Raw genomic sequence first — 16,059 nt, 5'->3', positions numbered from 1 at the left:
AGATTAAAAAATCAATGAAATATTTTAATCTGTGGCTAAAAAACTTTTCGCTTTCGCGAAAAACAATCGCACTAAAATAAAATAACAATGAATATCGTTTTTTCATTAGATCAAATTCAGGAAGTAGCAGAGCAAATTATAGCTTCAAACCCTAAAAAAATCATTCTTTTTAACGGAGAAATGGGCGTTGGAAAAACTACTTTAATAAAACAATTATGCAAAAGTTTGGGAGTTCAGGACGCCACAAGCAGTCCAACCTTTTCTTTAGTTAACGAATACTATACTTCTAACAATCAAACAGTTTACCACTTTGATTTTTACAGATTAAACAAAGAAACCGAAGCACTTGATATGGGTGTTGATGATTATTTGTATTCAGGTAATTGGTGTTTTATTGAATGGTCAGAAAAAATTGCAAGTTTACTTCCTGAAGAACATTCTACCGTTACAATTGAGTTAATGGCGGATGGAAAAAGAAAATTGGAATTGATTTAAAATTCCACAGAGATTCACGAAGTTTTCACAAAGATCCACAGAGATTTTTTTTATTTTTTTGTGCTGCTCCGCGAAAACTTTGTGAATCTCTGTGAAACAAAAATATATAAAATGAATACCCAAAATACAGTAGAAATAATCCCGTTTACTCAAGATTTAAAAGAACACATCAAAACCTTAAACATAGAATGGCTTCAAAGGTATTTTAGGGTTGAAGATAAAGATGAATTGGTGCTGTCAAATCCGCAGGAAGAAATAATTGATAATGGCGGATTGATTTTCTACGCCAAATATAATAACGAAATTATCGGAACTGTTTCTTTGATAAAAGTTGATGATACTACATTCGAACTGAGTAAAATGGCTGTTTCAGACCGAGCACAAGGCCTTGGAATTGGAAATAAACTATTATCGCACTGTGTGGCTGTTGCCGAAAAAAATAACATCAAAAAGTTAATACTGTATTCAAACAGAATTTTGCTTCCGGCGCTTCATTTATATGAAAAATTTGGTTTTACCGAAGTGTCTTTAGGTGATGTCAGTTACGAAAGAGCCGACATTAAAATGGAAAAAATAATACGTTAATTCTTAAAGCAGTATTAGCACAATTTTTACATTGATTTTAAAACTTTTTACGTAATTTGTACTCTTAATATTTGCACAACCCATGTCAATCACCTTAACTCCATTTACGAAACAGCAATTGTTGCCACAAGAAGAAAAACTTGAAATTGGCCGATTCAAAAGAGAGCTTTTCATAGGAATACCTAAAGAAACAAGTTATCAGGAACGTCGTATTTGCCTGACTCCAGACGCTGTGAATTCCCTCACTTATGAAGGGCACCGTGTTATGATTGAGTCCGGAGCAGGAGAAAGCTCCAGCTATTCTGACAAAGAATATGCTGATGCGGGTGCTGAAGTAACGAAAGACACTAAAAAAGTTTTCGGTTGTCCGATGTTATTAAAGGTGGAGCCTCCAACGTTGGCCGAAATCAAAATGATAAATCCTGAAACGATTATCATTTCGGCTATTCAGCTAAAAACCAAGAAGAAAGAATATTTTGAAGCTTTAGCGCAAAAAAAGATAACTGCACTAGCATTCGAATATATTAAAGATGAAGATGGATCTTATCCGGCTGTTAAATCTTTAAGTGAAATTGCCGGAACTGCTTCAATACTAATCGCAGCAGAGTTAATGATCACGGATGAATTCGGAAAAGGGCTTTTATTCGGAAATATTACAGGCGTTCCTCCTACTGAAGTAGTAATTTTAGGTGCCGGAACTGTAGGCGAATTTGCTGCCAAAACCGCAATTGGACTTGGTGCAAACGTAAAAGTTTTTGATAATTCTATCACAAAATTGCGTCGTTTACAAAACAATCTGAATCAGAGAATTTTTACTTCTACAGTACAACAAAAAGCCTTACTTAAAGCTTTAAGACGTTGTGATGTAGCGATTGGCGCAATGCGAGGCAAAGAGCGCTGCCCGATTGTGGTTACCGAAACCATGGTGGAACACATGAAAAAAGGGGCTGTAATTGTTGATGTAAGTATTGATACCGGTGGTTGCTTTGAAACCTCTGAAGTTACTACTCATGAAAAACCGACTTTTATTAAAAGTAATGTTTTACACTATTGTGTGCCAAATATTCCATCGAGATATTCTAAAACTGCCTCACTATCAATAAGCAATATCCTTACTCCGTACTTACTGCAGATAGCTGAAGATGGTGGTTTAGAAAGTTCTATCAGATGTAATAAAGGCTTAAAAAACGGAATTTATTTATATCATGGAATCCTAACTAATAAAGCAATTGGCGAATGGTTTGATTTGCCAGACAACGATATTAATTTACTTGTATTTTAAAAGAACTTTAGTGTACCTTTGCAAAAAAAATTAATTCATGAAGTTCGTACATCGTTTTGCTTATTATTTGATTGGTTTGATTATGGGATGCTTTTTTGTAGCCCTTGTTTTTAGCGGAAAAGACACCCGTTGCAACTACTTTCCAAACGCCAGAGTTTTAAATAATTTGCGCACAAAACCTTTTCAGTATTCTGAAAAAGCAATTCAGACTTTGAACGAAAAATGGGTTGATACTGCTGATATTAAAAATACATTACAATTTGGTGATGTTGATTTTGATCAAAGCAATGTTCCATTCAACAAAGGAAAACTTTATATCATCGAAGGAAAAACAGTTAAAAATCAAGAGATTATTCTAAAAATAACAAACTATGAGAACAAAGCTGTTTTAGAAGAAATTACTAAGAAACCTGCTGAAAAATAATCTTCATTTTTTCATTTCGAGAAATAAGTGCTACCACTCAATTTCTTTAATTCCTTTTGATTTTAAAAACTCATTTGTTTTACTAAAATGTTTGTTTCCGAACCATTTTCCCTGATTGGCACTCATTGGCGAAGGATGTCCTGATTCTAAAACAAAATGTTTGGAACGATCAATTTTCAGTCCTTTTTTCTGGGCAAAACTTCCCCATAATAAGAAAACAACATTTTCTTTTTTATCAGAAATTGCCTGAATAACAGCATCAGTAAAAAGATTCCATTTTAAGTGTTTATGACTGTTTGGGCTATCTTTTCGAACTGTCAATGAAGCGTTTAAAAGCAAAACACCCTGATCTGCCCATTTTTCTAAATTACCGGAAGTTGGCATAAAAACGGAATCCAAGTCTGAATTTATTTCCCTGAAAATATTACGCAAAGAAGGTGGGATTTTTACATTATCATTTACTGAAAAGCTTAACCCATTAGCTTCTCCTGCCCCGTGATAAGGATCCTGGCCAATAATAACCACTTTCACATCTTTGAAAGAACAATGATTAAAAGCAGCGAAAATCAAATCCAAAGGCGGATAGCAAATATGATGTTTACAATCTTCTTCTAAAGACAAAAGCAATTCTTTAAAATAGGGCTTCGCAATTTCATCTGCCAAAACATCTTGCCATTCCTGAGAAAGATTAATTTTCATTTTGATTAATTTTATTACAAATTTCGCAAAGTTTTTTTCAAACTACTAATTAATAGTACTATTTCGTTTTAAAACTTTGTAACTTTGAACCTTTACAACTTACGATATATAATGATTTCCATTACCGAAAAAACATTACAAGATTTACAATTTCCAACAGTGCTAGAAACTATTTCAGCAGGCTGTAACACTGATATTGGAAAAGAAAAAGCTTTACAAATAACACCATTTAGAGATAAAGAAACTTTGATGCAGGCTTTAATGCAAACATCAGAATATGTTTCGTCTTTTCAAAATAACAACGCCATTCCGAATCATGGATTTGACGCCATAACACACGAAATCAAATTCTTAGCAATTGAAGACAGTTTCCTTGAAGTAGGAAGTTTTAGAAAAATTGCAACACTTTCATCTACATCCAATTTCTTACTGAATTTCCTTAAAAAGTTTGATGATTATTATCCGAATCTAAATGCAAGAGCATCAAGGGTTGAATATACTAAAGATATTGTTACAACCATTGACGCTATCGTTGATAAATATGGCGAAATAAAAGACAATGCTTCACCGGCTTTGTTGAGTATTCGCCAGAATATGAACCTGGTACGCGGTAAAGTAAATCAGAGTTTTGGAGTAGCTTTAACACAATACAACGGACTTGGATATTTAGATGATATCAAAGAAAGTTTTGTACAGAATCGCAGGGTTTTGGCGGTTTTAGCCATGTATCGCCGTAAAGTAAAAGGTTCTATTTTAGGAAGTTCCAAAACCGGAAGCATCGCATATATTGAACCAGAAGCTACGTTGAAATATTCAAGAGAATTAGCCAATCTTGAATATGAAGAGAAAGAAGAAATTACCAGAATTCTAAAACAATTATCGAATCAGATTCGTCCTTATTTGTCCTTGTTAGTTGAATATCAGGAGTTTTTAAGTGATATTGACGTCGTAGCAGGAAAAGCAAAATACGCCAACAGAATCAACGGAATTTTACCAACAATTACTGAAGAAAGAAGATTATACTTTAGAGAAGCGTATCATCCTATTTTGTATTTGAATAACAAACAAAAAAACGAAGTTACCCATCCACAAACAATTGAATTAAAGCAAGATAACCGAATCATTGTAATTTCAGGGCCAAATGCAGGCGGAAAAACAATTTCGCTTAAAACGGTTGGTTTATTACAATTGATGTTACAATCAGGGATGCTGATTCCAGTTCACGAACGTAGTGAAACTTTCCTATTTGATAGAATCCTGACTGACATTGGAGATAATCAATCTATTGAAAATCATCTTAGTACATATAGCTATCGATTAAAAAATATGAATTATTTCTTGAAGAAATGTAACAAGAAAACAATGTTTTTGATTGATGAATTTGGTACAGGTTCTGATCCTGAATTGGGAGGTGCTTTGGCAGAAATTTTCTTAGAAGAATTTTACCATCGTGAAGCTTTCGGAATTATTACCACGCATTATTCCAATTTGAAAATTCTCGCAAACGAATTGCCTTTTGCTACAAATGCAAATATGATGTTTGATGAGAAATCATTAGAACCAATGTATAAACTGGCTTTAGGTCAGGCCGGAAGTTCGTTTACCTTTGAAGTTGCCTTGAAAAATGGTATTCCGTTTGGACTGATCAACCGCGCGAAAAAGAAAATTGAAGTTGGAAAAGTTCGTTTTGACAAAACTATTGCTACTCTTCAAAAGGAAAGATCGAAGCTTGAAAAAACTTCTATAAATCTTAAAGAAGAAGAAACCCGAGCTCGTGAAGAAAGCAAAAAGATGGAAAACATCAATGTAAAAATTAAACAAAAATTGGAAAGCTATCAGGAATTATACGACAGCAACCAAAAGACAATTTACATTGGTCAAAAAATTGAAGATATCTCTGAAAAATATTTCAACAATAAAAATAAGAAGGAACTTATTGGTGAGTTTTTGAAAATCATAGAAATTGAAAATTCAAAACGTAAAAAAGCAACTCCAAAAGAAGCCAAAGCTATAATCGAAAAGAAAAAAGAAGTTATTGCCGAAGTTTCAGTTCAGGTTGAAGAAATTCGAAAAGAGAAAAAAGAAAAGAAACTCAAACCTGTTATAGAAAAACCAAAACCAATTTTAAAAGTTGGTGACCGTGTAAGAATGTTAGATGGAAGATCTGTTGGAAGTATCGATTCAATAGAAAAAAATAAAGCAACTGTAAATTACGGAATTTTTACTTCGAAAGTAAGTTTAGATGAATTGGAATTGGTTGAGGCTGCAAAAAAATAGTTTTCAGTTTTCGGTCACAGTTTTCAGTTTAAAATTATGACGAAAAATCATCGAAATTAAAATAAGGCGATTTAAGATACGATTATAAAAAATACGAGAGTGAAGATCTTGAATTTCTAAAAAGCTTTTAAAATAAATTTATGCGAGTGAATTTTAATTTGATAAATTTATTCAAGTACAATTTTTAATAACTAAAATTTATAGTAATAAAAATCCTACAATTTATATTTTATTTATAGTTTTGTCATTGCGACGAACGAAGCAATCTCACTAAAATAAGCAATTATAGTATATGAAGACACAAACCGAAATTGCGTCGTTTCTCGTAAACATTCCAAAAAACAAAAAAATTATCCTCTTCGACGGTGTTTGCAATTTATGCAACGGCGCAGTTCAATTTATCATCAAAAATGATACAAAAGATATTTTTCGTTTTGTGGCTTTGCAATCAGAATTGGGAAAAGAAATTTGCCAGTACATTGGTGTGGATCAAACTAGAATTGATAGTATTATTTTATATCATCCGGGCGTCGCCTATTATTATAAATCTTCGGCAGCTACAGAAATTGCAGAAGAACTGGGAGGGATTTATAGTTTGATTTCAATTTTAAAAATATTTCCTGAAAAACTTCTAAATTATTTTTACGATTATATTGCCAGGAATCGTTACAAATGGTATGGTAAAAAAGAGAGTTGTATGATTCCTACTCCGGAATTAAAGGCTAAGTTTATTTAAAAAACTCCAATTTATAAATTCCAAATTCTAATTATCTCAATATTGTCATTTCGACGAAGGAGAAATCCTCGCAAGTAGCTCCGCAACGAGAATCCAATCTTTATAGAGCTTCTAACGAGGATTTCTCGTTCCTCGAAATATCAAAACTACTACAAAAAAAATCCCAAACTCCAGTTTTTAAGTTGGGATTTGGGATTTTAAAATTTGAAATTCACTAGATTTATTATCTAATTAACTTTCTGTATTTCAGACGTTTTGGAGTTAAATCACCACCTAAACGTTTCTTTTTGTTTTCTTCATATTCAGAGAAACCTCCTTCAAAATAGTAAACTTCAGAATCTCCTTCGAAAGCTAGAATGTGTGTACAAATTCTATCCAAGAACCATCTGTCGTGCGAAATAATTACGGCACAACCTGCGAAATTCTCCAAACCTTCTTCAAGTGCGCGAAGCGTATTTACATCTAAATCATTCGTAGGCTCATCTAATAAAAGTACGTTTCCTTCTTCTTTCAAAGTCATTGCTAAGTGCAAACGGTTACGTTCTCCACCAGAAAGCATTGAAACTTTCTTGTTTTGCTCGCCGCCACCAAAGTTAAAACGAGACAAATAAGCTCTTGAGTTTACTTGCTTTCCTCCCATCATAATTAATTCCTGACCGTCAGCAAAGTTTTCCCAGATTGATTTATTTGGATCAATATTAGAATGTGACTGATCTACGTAAGCGATTTTTACTGTTTCTCCAACTGAAAATTCTCCGCTATCTGTAGCTTGTTCACCCATAATCATTTTGAAAATTGTCGATTTACCAGCACCGTTTGGTCCAATAATTCCAACAATCCCGGCTTGCGGCAAGGTGAAGTTTAAATTATCATACAATAATTTATCTCCAAAAGCTTTGGCAACATTTTTAGCTTCAATAACATTGGTTCCTAAACGCGGACCGTTCGGGATATAGATTTCCAGATTTTCATCCAGTTGTTTTTGATCTTCGTTTAACAATTTATCGTAGTTCTGTAAACGCGCTTTTTGTTTCGTCTGACGACCTTTTGCTCCCTGACGAACCCAGTCCAACTCACGTTCTAAGGTTTTTCTACGTTTAGACGCTACTTTTTCTTCTTGTGCCATACGACTAGATTTTTGATCTAACCAGGAAGAATAATTTCCTTTCCACGGAATACCTTCTCCTCTATCTAACTCTAAAATCCAACCTGCGACATTATCTAGAAAATATCTATCGTGCGTTACCGCAATTACAGTTCCGGCGTATTGTGCTAAGTGTTGCTCTAACCAAAGTACAGATTCAGCATCTAAATGGTTGGTTGGTTCATCAAGTAACAATACATCAGGCTGTTGTAACAACAAACGACATAAAGCTACACGGCGACGTTCACCTCCTGAAAGGTTTTTAATTGGCGTATCTCCTTCTGGCGTACGCAAAGCATCCATTGCTATTTCAAGTTTTGTGTCGATTTCCCAAGCACCAAGAGCATCGATTTTGTCCTGTAATGCTGCCTGACGATCCATTAACTTGTCCATTTTATCTGGATCAGAATAGTTTTCTTCAAGACCGAATAAATCATTAATCTGATTGTATTCTTCTAAAACTGCCATTGTTTCTGCAGCTCCTTCACGAACAATTTCGATAACAGTTTTAGAATCATCAAGAATTGGCTCTTGCTCTAAATAACCAACGGTGTAACCTGGTTGAAAAACCACATCACCCTGATAATTTTTATCTACTCCCGCAATAATTTTTAAAAGAGAAGATTTTCCAGAACCGTTAAGTCCTAAAATACCAATTTTAGCTCCGTAAAAGAAACTCAAATAAATATTTTTAAGTACTGGTTTGTCTGCTCCCTGATAGGTTTTGCTCAATTTCTGCATTGAGAAAATTACTTTCTTATCGTCTGACATTTTTTATATTTTTTATTTTAATTAATTATTTTCTATTGAATTTTGATATTGTTATTGCAATTGAATTTTGCTAAACTCTTCCTTTCAATGCATTAAAAACCCAGGCATTAGCAAAAAAACCAACACCAACAGCTACAAATCCCCAGCCTGATACTTCACTGTATCTAAAAGCGCCAAGACCTATAAGTAACAATCCCATAAGTATCATTATAAAAGTTGCCCATCCTAAAACGGTATTTTTATTCATTCCCATAGTTGAAATAATTATTTTTTAATGTGATTTATTTTCAGAAGTGCAAATATCGTGAATTTTCACGGCTTAATTAAATATTTTATACAGCATTTCTTTTAGCAAATCTGATTGTGGTAAAGCATTTGCGCCGACACCTTTACTTTTCACATCGACATCACGCAAAGCCCCAACAATCTGACTGACTTTTCGCATTGGGTAATTTTTGATAGCTAAATCATATTCTTTTAAAAAATATGGATTTACACCAATCGCTGCAGCCACATTTTTAGGATTTTTATCTTTCAGCCCATGATATTTTAAGAGCTGAACAAAAAAGCCAAATATCAATCCGGTTGTCATAACCAATGGATATTCTTTAGGATTATGCGCAAAATTTTCTGCTATTTTATACGCCTTCAACTGATTGCGCTCTCCAATTGCTTTTCGAAGTTCAAACACATTATAATCTTTACTGAAACCAATATTTTCCTCAATATGTTGTGGCGTAATCATGGTTCCCTGAGGTAAAATAATCTGTAGTTTTTCTAATTCGTTATTAATTTTACTCAAATCTGTCCCTAAAAACTCCACCAACATGGCATTGGCTTTAGGGTCAATTGTATATTTTTTTCCGGCAAGAATTCTTTTTATCCAGTCGCCTACCTGATTTTCGTATAATTTTTTACTCTCGTAAACGATTCCGTTTTGTGCCAATAATTTGGTCACTTTTTTACGTTTGTCAAGTGTTTTGTATTTGTAACAAAAAACCAAGACGGTACTTTCCATCGGATTATTTACATAGGATTCGATTTTATCGATGGTTCTGGATAAATCCTGCGCCTCTTTCACAATAACAACCTGACGATCAGCCATCATAGGATAGCGCTTGGCCGTTGAAACAATATCTTCAATAGAAACATCTCTTCCATATAAAACCGTCTGATTGAATCCTTTCTCTTCTTCAGAAAGCACATTCTGCTCAATATACTCCGATAGTTTATCAATGTAATAAGGCTCTTCGCCCATCAAAAAGTAAATCGGCTTTATATTTCCGGCTTTGATATCATTAACAATTTTTACAACTTCGTCCATTCAAATTCTTTGTTTCAGGTTTCAAGTTTCAGGTTCTGGATTCAATAACTTAAAACTTTAAACTTGAAACCTGAAACTATTTTATACTTTTGCTTTATGTTAAAGCTAAATTTTCCTTCCTATACTTTTCGATTCAAAAATAGCGAAAATAAAGTGTCTATTTTTGATGAAATCAGAAAAAAATTTATCATTCTTACCCCAGAAGAATGGGTTCGCCAACATGTTATTCACTATTTAATGAATGAAAAAAAATACCCTAAATCACTCATAAACGTAGAGAAAGTTTTAACAGTGAACGGATTACGAAAAAGATATGATGTTGTAGTATTTAATTCTGATGGCTCTATACATATATTAGTAGAATGCAAAGCCCCAGAAGTCAAAATATCGCAGACAACTTTTGATCAAATTGCTCGTTATAATATGACAATGCAGGCACGGTTTTTGAATGTCACAAACGGCCTGAATCATTATTACTGTCAGATGGACTTTGAAAACGAAAAATACGAGTTTTTACAAGGCTTACCTGAATATAAAGAAATTTATTAAATTATAAAAAAATTTACTTTTGGATAAAATTGCAGTTGTTATTTTAAATTGGAATGGAAAAAAATTATTAGAACAATTTTTGCCATCAGTAATTCAATTTTCAGAAGAAGCTGCAATTTATGTAGCTGATAATGCTTCTACAGACGATTCTGTTCATTTTGTAAAACAGAATTTTCCTTCAATAAAAATCATTCAAAACAATGGCAATCATGGTTTTGCCAAGGGCTATAACGATGCATTAAAAGAAGTAAACGCTGAAATATACGCTTTAGTTAATTCTGATATTGAAGTGACGGAAAATTGGCTTAAACCAATAATTGAAACTTTTGATAATGAAAAGCAAACTGCTATTATTCAGCCTAAAATTCTTGATTTTAAAAACAAGGAATATTTTGAATATGCCGGTGCTGCTGGTGGATTTATAGATAAATATGGCTTTCCGTATTGTCGAGGACGCATTTTTGATACTATCGAAAAAGACAACGGACAATATGATGACAATATCGAATTATTTTGGGCTTCCGGTGCTTGTTTTTTTATACGAAAAGAAGTTTATCATGAATTAGGAGGTTTTGATGAATCTTTTTTTGCTCATCAGGAAGAAATCGATTTATGCTGGCGTGCTGCAAACGAAGGACACATCATAAAATACAATTCAGGTTCAAAGGTTTACCATGTAGGAGGCGCAACCCTGCAACAGGGTAATCCAAAAAAAACATATTTGAATTTCAGAAATTCATTGTTGATGCTTGTAAAAAACCTGCCTAAAAAAGGATTGTTTTTTAGAATTTTCTTTAGAATGATTTTGGATGGGATCGCTGGTATTCGTTTTTTGACCCAGGGAAAATTCAAACACACTTATGCAATTTTAAAAGCACACTTTTCATTTTATTGCATATCTTTAAAGTATCTGCGAGAAAGAAAAGATTTTCAAATACAACAATACTATACCGTCAAAAGTATCGTTTTCCTATATTATATAAAGAAAGTGACTGTATTTAAAGAAATCTTTAACAGTTATCAAAATATTAAAAACTAAATTTGTAATCAACGTTTAATTAAATATAATACCTATGAGAAAAATAGTAATTGCACTATCAGTATTAATGGCCTTAACTTCGTGTGTATCAAAAAAACAATACGCAGCATTAGAAGCTAAGAACAAAGAGACCCAAGATTTATTAAACTCTTGCACAGTTAAATTAAATTCTTGCTTAGAAGAAAAAGCAGGCTTAGCTGCAACAGCTGAAAGCTATAAACAACATAATCAAGACTTAATTAATAGCTCTAAAGACTTAACTGTATTAACTACTAAAGGAGCTGAAAATCTTGAAAAATCTTTAGAAAGCCTTAAAGAGAAAGATTTAAAAATCTCCAGACTTCAAGATGCCTTAACTAAAAAAGACAGTGTAACATTAGCATTAGTTACAAGCTTAAAAGGTGCAGTTGGAATCAACGATCCGGATATCGAAATCAATGTTGAAAAAGGAGTTGTATTTATCTCTATTGCTGATAAATTATTATTCAAAAGCGGTAGCTATGAAGTAAGCGATAAAGCAAAATCTGTTTTAGCAAAAGTTGCAAAAGTAGTTAACGACAAACCAGATTTTGAATGTATGGTTGAAGGTCACACTGATGACGTTCCTTACAAAAGCAACGGAGTTATCTTAGACAACTGGGATTTGAGTGTTAAACGCTCTACTTCAATTGTTCGTGTGTTAACAAATGACCTTGGTGTAAATCCTGCAAAACTAATTGCTGCTGGTAGAAGTTCATATGTACCATTAGTTGCTAATGATTCGGCAGAGAACAAAGCTCGTAACAGAAGAACTCGTATTGTGGTTATGCCTAAAATCGATCAATTCTATGATATGATTGAAAAGGAAATGAAAAAACAAGCAAAATAATTTAAAGTCACATACTTTATTATACAGAAAAAGCAGGTCAATTGACCTGCTTTTATGTATCCTTAATTTTTTTAATAACCAATTAAATATAAATCAAGAATAGCATTATCGTAAATTAACTAACTAAATTTTAACTATATTAAAATTAGCTAAATTATTTTGAATTATTATACAATTTCAGTATTTATTTACAAAATTCCAATATCTCCCTTACCTTCCCTAACAATTATAGGTTCATGTTCTGATAAATCTATAATTGTAGACCCTACATTATCCCCATAACCACCATCAATAACCATATCGACAAGATTCTGCCATTTTTCAAAAATTAATTCTGGGTCTGTAGTATATTCAATTACGTCATCTTCATCACGAATAGAAGTTGAAACTATCGGATTTCCTAACTGACGAACGATTTCAAGAACAATATTATTATCAGGAACACGAATACCTACCGTTGTTTTCTTTTTGAATTCTTTTGGCAAATTATTATTTCCCGGTAAAATAAATGTGTAAGGCCCAGGCAAAGCTCTTTTTAAAATTTTAAAAGTTGCCGTATCAATTTGTCTGACATAATCTGATAAATTACTTAGGTCGTGGCAAATAAACGAAAAATTTGCTTTCTCTAATTTTACTTCCTTAATCTTAGCAATTTTTTCTAAAGCACGTGAATTGGTAATATCACAACCCAAACCATAAACAGTATCAGTTGGGTAAATTACTAAACCCCCATTTTGCAAAACCTTTACCACTTTTGCAATAGCAGCTTCACTTGGTTTATCAGGGTATATTTTTATAAATTCGGCCATTTATTTTTTTGTTTAAAGTTTAATTTGTTCACGTAACAAGTATAAATTTAGTGCAATCTTTCTTAACCGCAAGGTTCGCAAGGGGGTTTACGCAAAGTTCGCCACAAAAGCTTTGCGAATTTAATAAAGGCAATTAGAAACACACCAGAAAAAATACTTTGCGTGCTTTGCGGTAAAATTATGTTCAAAGCAGGGACCTTAAACCTGAAACTTGAAACTTCTTTTTCACCCTATTATATCAAGCTTAGCAAATCTTAGTAATAATTTTTTAATTCCGCCAACTTCAAATTTAATTTCGGCTTTTTTATCTGCTCCGAAACCTTCCAAATTAACGACTTCTCCTTTTCCAAAACGTTCGTGCATTACAATATTCCCAACAGTTAATTTGCTATCAAATAAATTTGGCGCTGCTGAATTAGGATTATTTCCTGCAACAGGTTTTAATTTTCTGATATTTAAATCCGGTTTTAGCTCGTTATCCGTAATATATTTTGGCGGCGTTCCTCCTACCGGTTTTGCCAATCTTAGTTTTGATTTATCAACATCTCCAAAAATATCACCGTCAATCATTGGTTTATAACGGTAATTGCTTTCCGCAGGTGTTAAATATTCGAGATATTGTCCGTCAATTTCTTCAATAAAACGCGATGGCTCACTGTCTGTGAGTTTTCCCCATCGATAACGCGATTGTGCGTAGGTTAAATAGGCTTGATGTTCTGCACGAGTTAAAGCTACGTAAAACAAACGACGTTCTTCTTCCAATTCACTTCTGGTACTCATACTCATGGCACTCGGAAACAAATCTTCCTCCATACCTACCACAAAAACATGCGGAAATTCAAGTCCTTTCGCCAAGTGAATCGTCATCAACGCCACACGATCTTCATCAGATGTATCTTTATCTAAATCAGTTGCAAGTGCCACATCTTCCATAAACTCAGATAATGCACCTCTTGCCCCGTCAATTTCTCTTTGTCCTTCCGTAAAATCTTTTATACCGTTTAAAAGCTCTTCGATATTCTGAATTTTAGCCATTCCTTCCGGCGTAGCATCTTTCTTTAATTCCTGAACCAAACCGGTTTTTTTGGCCACATAATCAGTAATATAAAATGCATCCTGATTTTCATTGATTACCTGAAAACTCTGAATCATGGTTACAAAATCATTCAGTTTATTCTTTGTTCCAGTATTCAGTTTCAAATCGATTTTATCAATATTTACCATTACTTCCCAAATCGAACGCTTGTAATGATTGGCCGCAATAGTTAATTTTTCAACCGTCGTATCTCCAATTCCACGTGCCGGATAATTAATTACTCGAATTAAAGCCTCTTCATCTTTCGGATTAATTACCAAACGCAAATAACACAAAACATCCTTGATTTCTTTTCGTTGATAGAAAGATAATCCACCATAAATTCGATACGGAATATCACGCTTTCTCAACGCATCCTCCATCGCACGCGATTGTGCATTAGTACGATACAAAATTGCAAAAGCTCCATTTGGAAGCTGATTTTGCATTTTCTGTTCAAAAATAGTACTCGCCACAAAACGACCTTCCTCTGCATCGGTCAAACTGCGATGAACTTTAATTTTTGCTCCAAAATCATTCGCCGTCCAAACAACCTTGTCCAATTTGGTTTTATTATGCTCCATTACAGTGTTAGCCGCTTCAACAATATTTCGGGTCGAACGGTAATTTTGCTCCAAGCGAAACATTACAACACCTTCATAATCTTTTTGAAAATTCAGGATGTTATTAATATTCGCTCCACGAAAAGCATAAATACTCTGTGCATCATCTCCAACCACACAAATATTCTGAAATTTATCAGATAAAGCCCTAACAATCAAATACTGAGAGTGATTTGTATCCTGGTACTCATCAACCAAAATATAACGAAACCTGTTCTGATATTTTGCTAATACTTCCGGAAAACGAGTCAGTAGCTCATTGGTTTTTAACAATAAGTCATCAAAATCCATCGCTCCCGCCTTAAAACACCGTTCTACATATTGCTGATAAATTTCTCCCAATCGTGGCCTTTTTGCCATTGCATCAGCTTCTACCAATTCTGGATTATTAAAGTAGGCTTTTACCGTAATCAGACTATTTTTATAACTTGAAATTCGGCCTAAAATCTGTTTTGGCTTATAGATATCACGATCCAGCTGCATCTCCTTTATGATTGAAGAAATCAGTCGTGCCGAATCCTGCGAATCGTAAATTGTAAAATTAGAAGGATACCCTAAATGATCGGATTCCGAACGAAGTATACGGGCAAAAATCGAGTGAAAAGTTCCCATCCACAGATTCTTAGCCTCCGTTGCTCCCACAATATCCGAAATCCTGTGTTTCATTTCACGGGCTGCTTTATTCGTAAAAGTAAGCGACAAAATGTTGAACGCATCAACACCCTGAGCCATCAAATAAGCAATTCTAATTGTTAAAACACGGGTTTTTCCAGATCCTGCACCAGCAATAATAATCATTGGCCCGTCTTTCTTTAAAACGGGTTCTCGTTGTGCTTCGTTGAGCTGGTCAATATATTTTTGCATGAAATTGTTCTCCTTTTATGCAAAAATAAGAATTAAAAAAGAAAGTTCCTAAGATGCAAATGAAAGGTTCTGAGGTACTAAGATTCTAAGGATCTAAGGTTTTTTAAATCAGAAAAATTGGGCATTTTATGAAGCATTGTTCCCGCTTTCGGCTATATCTTTGTTCGTCCCTCTCAAAGGATACCGCCTCTATCGGGGCTAGAAATAAACAATTGGTTTCTTATTAAAGGTACTAAGGTTCTGAGGTGCTAAGGCTCTGAGAAAAAAAACTTAGTAATTTAGAAAGTCTGAAACTTTTAAAAATTATACTTAACTCGAAGCTTTTCCTTAAAATCCGAATAATCAATAATTCTACCAGCTTCTATTTCTTCTTCACTTTTCTCAAATTCCTTCGCAAGTATTTCTAAATGTTTCGTATCTACCTTATCACTCTCAACTATTTCGGTCATTTTTATTATAATTTTCATTGCTAATTCTAAGTAAAAATAGTTAAAA

16 protein-coding genes are annotated in these 16,059 nt (G+C 33.5%); 9 read left to right on the top strand and 7 right to left on the bottom strand.

Annotated features, from left to right (window positions below; translation table 11 throughout):
* The first annotated feature begins 87 nt into the window (after positions 1 to 87).
* The 4 genes from tsaE (at position 88) to J2X17_RS11340 (ending at position 2,786) form a co-directional block, all read left to right on the top strand.
* Positions 88 to 495, top strand: coding sequence for a tRNA (adenosine(37)-N6)-threonylcarbamoyltransferase complex ATPase subunit type 1 TsaE (gene tsaE, locus J2X17_RS11355; RefSeq protein WP_310297866.1), 408 nt, complete (start codon positions 88 to 90; stop codon positions 493 to 495).
* A 111-nt stretch (positions 496 to 606) separates the two neighbouring features.
* Entirely contained in the window at positions 607 to 1,080 is a 474-nt protein-coding gene (locus tag J2X17_RS11350; protein WP_310297864.1) for a GNAT family N-acetyltransferase, read from the top strand.
* An 82-nt stretch (positions 1,081 to 1,162) separates the two neighbouring features.
* Complete coding sequence (locus J2X17_RS11345) at positions 1,163 to 2,362, top strand: alanine dehydrogenase (RefSeq protein ID WP_310297862.1); 1,200 nt, start codon at positions 1,163 to 1,165, stop codon at positions 2,360 to 2,362.
* A 37-nt stretch (positions 2,363 to 2,399) separates the two neighbouring features.
* Complete coding sequence (locus tag J2X17_RS11340) at positions 2,400 to 2,786, top strand: DUF4258 domain-containing protein (RefSeq protein ID WP_310297860.1); 387 nt, start codon at positions 2,400 to 2,402, stop codon at positions 2,784 to 2,786.
* A 30-nt stretch (positions 2,787 to 2,816) separates the two neighbouring features.
* Here the strand turns inward: J2X17_RS11340 and ung are convergent, their stop codons facing one another.
* Positions 2,817 to 3,485 carry a uracil-DNA glycosylase gene (gene ung / locus J2X17_RS11335; RefSeq protein WP_310297857.1) on the bottom strand — a complete coding sequence of 223 codons (669 nt, stop codon included), beginning with the start codon at positions 3,483 to 3,485 and terminating at the stop codon, positions 2,817 to 2,819.
* Positions 3,486 to 3,596: 111 nt separating this feature from the next.
* On the opposite strand from ung, the gene J2X17_RS11330 reads away from it, so the two are divergent.
* The gene (locus J2X17_RS11330) at positions 3,597 to 5,762 is read left to right on the top strand and encodes an endonuclease MutS2 (protein ID WP_310297854.1); all 2,166 of its coding nucleotides are present in this window, start codon (positions 3,597 to 3,599) and stop codon (positions 5,760 to 5,762) included.
* A gap of 292 nt (positions 5,763 to 6,054) precedes the next feature.
* Positions 6,055 to 6,498 carry a thiol-disulfide oxidoreductase DCC family protein gene (locus tag J2X17_RS11325; RefSeq protein ID WP_310297851.1) on the top strand — a complete coding sequence of 148 codons (444 nt, stop codon included), beginning with the start codon at positions 6,055 to 6,057 and terminating at the stop codon, positions 6,496 to 6,498.
* 223 nt (positions 6,499 to 6,721) lie between these two features.
* Here J2X17_RS11325 and ettA read toward each other — a convergent pair whose 3' ends face one another.
* The 3 genes from ettA to holA form a co-directional block, all read right to left on the bottom strand.
* Positions 6,722 to 8,413, bottom strand: a complete 1,692-nt coding sequence (gene ettA, locus J2X17_RS11320; RefSeq protein WP_026985169.1) for an energy-dependent translational throttle protein EttA — start codon at positions 8,411 to 8,413, stop codon at positions 6,722 to 6,724.
* A gap of 70 nt (positions 8,414 to 8,483) precedes the next feature.
* Positions 8,484 to 8,660, bottom strand: a complete 177-nt coding sequence (locus J2X17_RS11315; protein WP_089069631.1) for a CAL67264 family membrane protein — start codon at positions 8,658 to 8,660, stop codon at positions 8,484 to 8,486.
* A 72-nt stretch (positions 8,661 to 8,732) separates the two neighbouring features.
* Entirely contained in the window at positions 8,733 to 9,737 is a 1,005-nt protein-coding gene (gene holA / locus J2X17_RS11310) for a DNA polymerase III subunit delta (RefSeq protein WP_310297847.1), read from the bottom strand.
* 96 nt (positions 9,738 to 9,833) lie between these two features.
* Between holA and J2X17_RS11305 the strand changes: the two genes are divergently transcribed.
* From J2X17_RS11305 to J2X17_RS11295, 3 genes are read left to right on the top strand one after another with little or no spacing between them, the layout of a single operon-like run.
* Entirely contained in the window at positions 9,834 to 10,286 is a 453-nt protein-coding gene (locus tag J2X17_RS11305; RefSeq protein WP_310297844.1) for a type I restriction enzyme HsdR N-terminal domain-containing protein, read from the top strand.
* A 19-nt stretch (positions 10,287 to 10,305) separates the two neighbouring features.
* The gene (locus tag J2X17_RS11300; RefSeq protein ID WP_310297841.1) at positions 10,306 to 11,325 is read left to right on the top strand and encodes a glycosyltransferase family 2 protein; all 1,020 of its coding nucleotides are present in this window, start codon (positions 10,306 to 10,308) and stop codon (positions 11,323 to 11,325) included.
* Positions 11,326 to 11,359: 34 nt separating this feature from the next.
* Positions 11,360 to 12,193, top strand: coding sequence for an OmpA/MotB family protein (locus tag J2X17_RS11295; RefSeq protein WP_310297839.1), 834 nt, complete (start codon positions 11,360 to 11,362; stop codon positions 12,191 to 12,193).
* Positions 12,194 to 12,381: 188 nt separating this feature from the next.
* Here the strand turns inward: J2X17_RS11295 and J2X17_RS11290 are convergent, their stop codons facing one another.
* The 3 genes from J2X17_RS11290 to J2X17_RS11280 all read right to left on the bottom strand — a co-directional run bounded on the left by J2X17_RS11290 (position 12,382) and on the right by J2X17_RS11280 (position 16,013).
* Entirely contained in the window at positions 12,382 to 13,002 is a 621-nt protein-coding gene (locus tag J2X17_RS11290; RefSeq protein WP_310297836.1) for an L-threonylcarbamoyladenylate synthase, read from the bottom strand.
* Between the two features lie 225 nt (positions 13,003 to 13,227).
* A complete protein-coding gene (locus tag J2X17_RS11285) occupies positions 13,228 to 15,564 on the bottom strand; it encodes an ATP-dependent helicase (RefSeq protein ID WP_310297833.1) in 2,337 nt (778 codons plus the stop codon).
* Positions 15,565 to 15,860: 296 nt separating this feature from the next.
* The gene (locus J2X17_RS11280) at positions 15,861 to 16,013 is read right to left on the bottom strand and encodes a hypothetical protein (protein ID WP_310297829.1); all 153 of its coding nucleotides are present in this window, start codon (positions 16,011 to 16,013) and stop codon (positions 15,861 to 15,863) included.
* Positions 16,014 to 16,059: the final 46 nt, after the last annotated feature.

This window comes from Flavobacterium aquidurense, assembly GCF_031458035.1.
Taxonomy (GTDB): Bacteria; Bacteroidota; Bacteroidia; order Flavobacteriales; family Flavobacteriaceae; genus Flavobacterium; species Flavobacterium aquidurense_C.
The sequence above is the reverse complement of the archived record's forward strand: the minus strand, read 5'-3'. Positions and strand labels throughout refer to the sequence as shown.

Bases quoted from the DNA above. Each gene is read 5' to 3' on its own strand.
- holA (WP_310297847.1), bottom strand. From the start codon at position 9,737: ATGGACGAAGTTGTAAAAATTGTTAATGATATCAAAGCCGGAAATATA.
- J2X17_RS11350 (WP_310297864.1), top strand. From the start codon at position 607: ATGAATACCCAAAATACAGTAGAAATAATCCCGTTTACTCAAGATTTA.
- J2X17_RS11295 (WP_310297839.1), top strand. From the start codon at position 11,360: ATGAGAAAAATAGTAATTGCACTATCAGTATTAATGGCCTTAACTTCG.
- J2X17_RS11280 (WP_310297829.1), bottom strand. From the start codon at position 16,013: ATGACCGAAATAGTTGAGAGTGATAAGGTAGATACGAAACATTTAGAA.
- ung (WP_310297857.1), bottom strand. From the start codon at position 3,485: ATGAAAATTAATCTTTCTCAGGAATGGCAAGATGTTTTGGCAGATGAA.
- J2X17_RS11325 (WP_310297851.1), top strand. From the start codon at position 6,055: ATGAAGACACAAACCGAAATTGCGTCGTTTCTCGTAAACATTCCAAAA.
- J2X17_RS11340 (WP_310297860.1), top strand. From the start codon at position 2,400: ATGAAGTTCGTACATCGTTTTGCTTATTATTTGATTGGTTTGATTATG.
- J2X17_RS11305 (WP_310297844.1), top strand. From the start codon at position 9,834: ATGTTAAAGCTAAATTTTCCTTCCTATACTTTTCGATTCAAAAATAGC.
- J2X17_RS11345 (WP_310297862.1), top strand. From the start codon at position 1,163: ATGTCAATCACCTTAACTCCATTTACGAAACAGCAATTGTTGCCACAA.
- J2X17_RS11330 (WP_310297854.1), top strand. From the start codon at position 3,597: ATGATTTCCATTACCGAAAAAACATTACAAGATTTACAATTTCCAACA.
- ettA (WP_026985169.1), bottom strand. From the start codon at position 8,413: ATGTCAGACGATAAGAAAGTAATTTTCTCAATGCAGAAATTGAGCAAA.
- J2X17_RS11290 (WP_310297836.1), bottom strand. From the start codon at position 13,002: ATGGCCGAATTTATAAAAATATACCCTGATAAACCAAGTGAAGCTGCT.
- J2X17_RS11315 (WP_089069631.1), bottom strand. From the start codon at position 8,660: ATGAATAAAAATACCGTTTTAGGATGGGCAACTTTTATAATGATACTT.
- J2X17_RS11285 (WP_310297833.1), bottom strand. From the start codon at position 15,564: ATGCAAAAATATATTGACCAGCTCAACGAAGCACAACGAGAACCCGTT.
- tsaE (WP_310297866.1), top strand. From the start codon at position 88: ATGAATATCGTTTTTTCATTAGATCAAATTCAGGAAGTAGCAGAGCAA.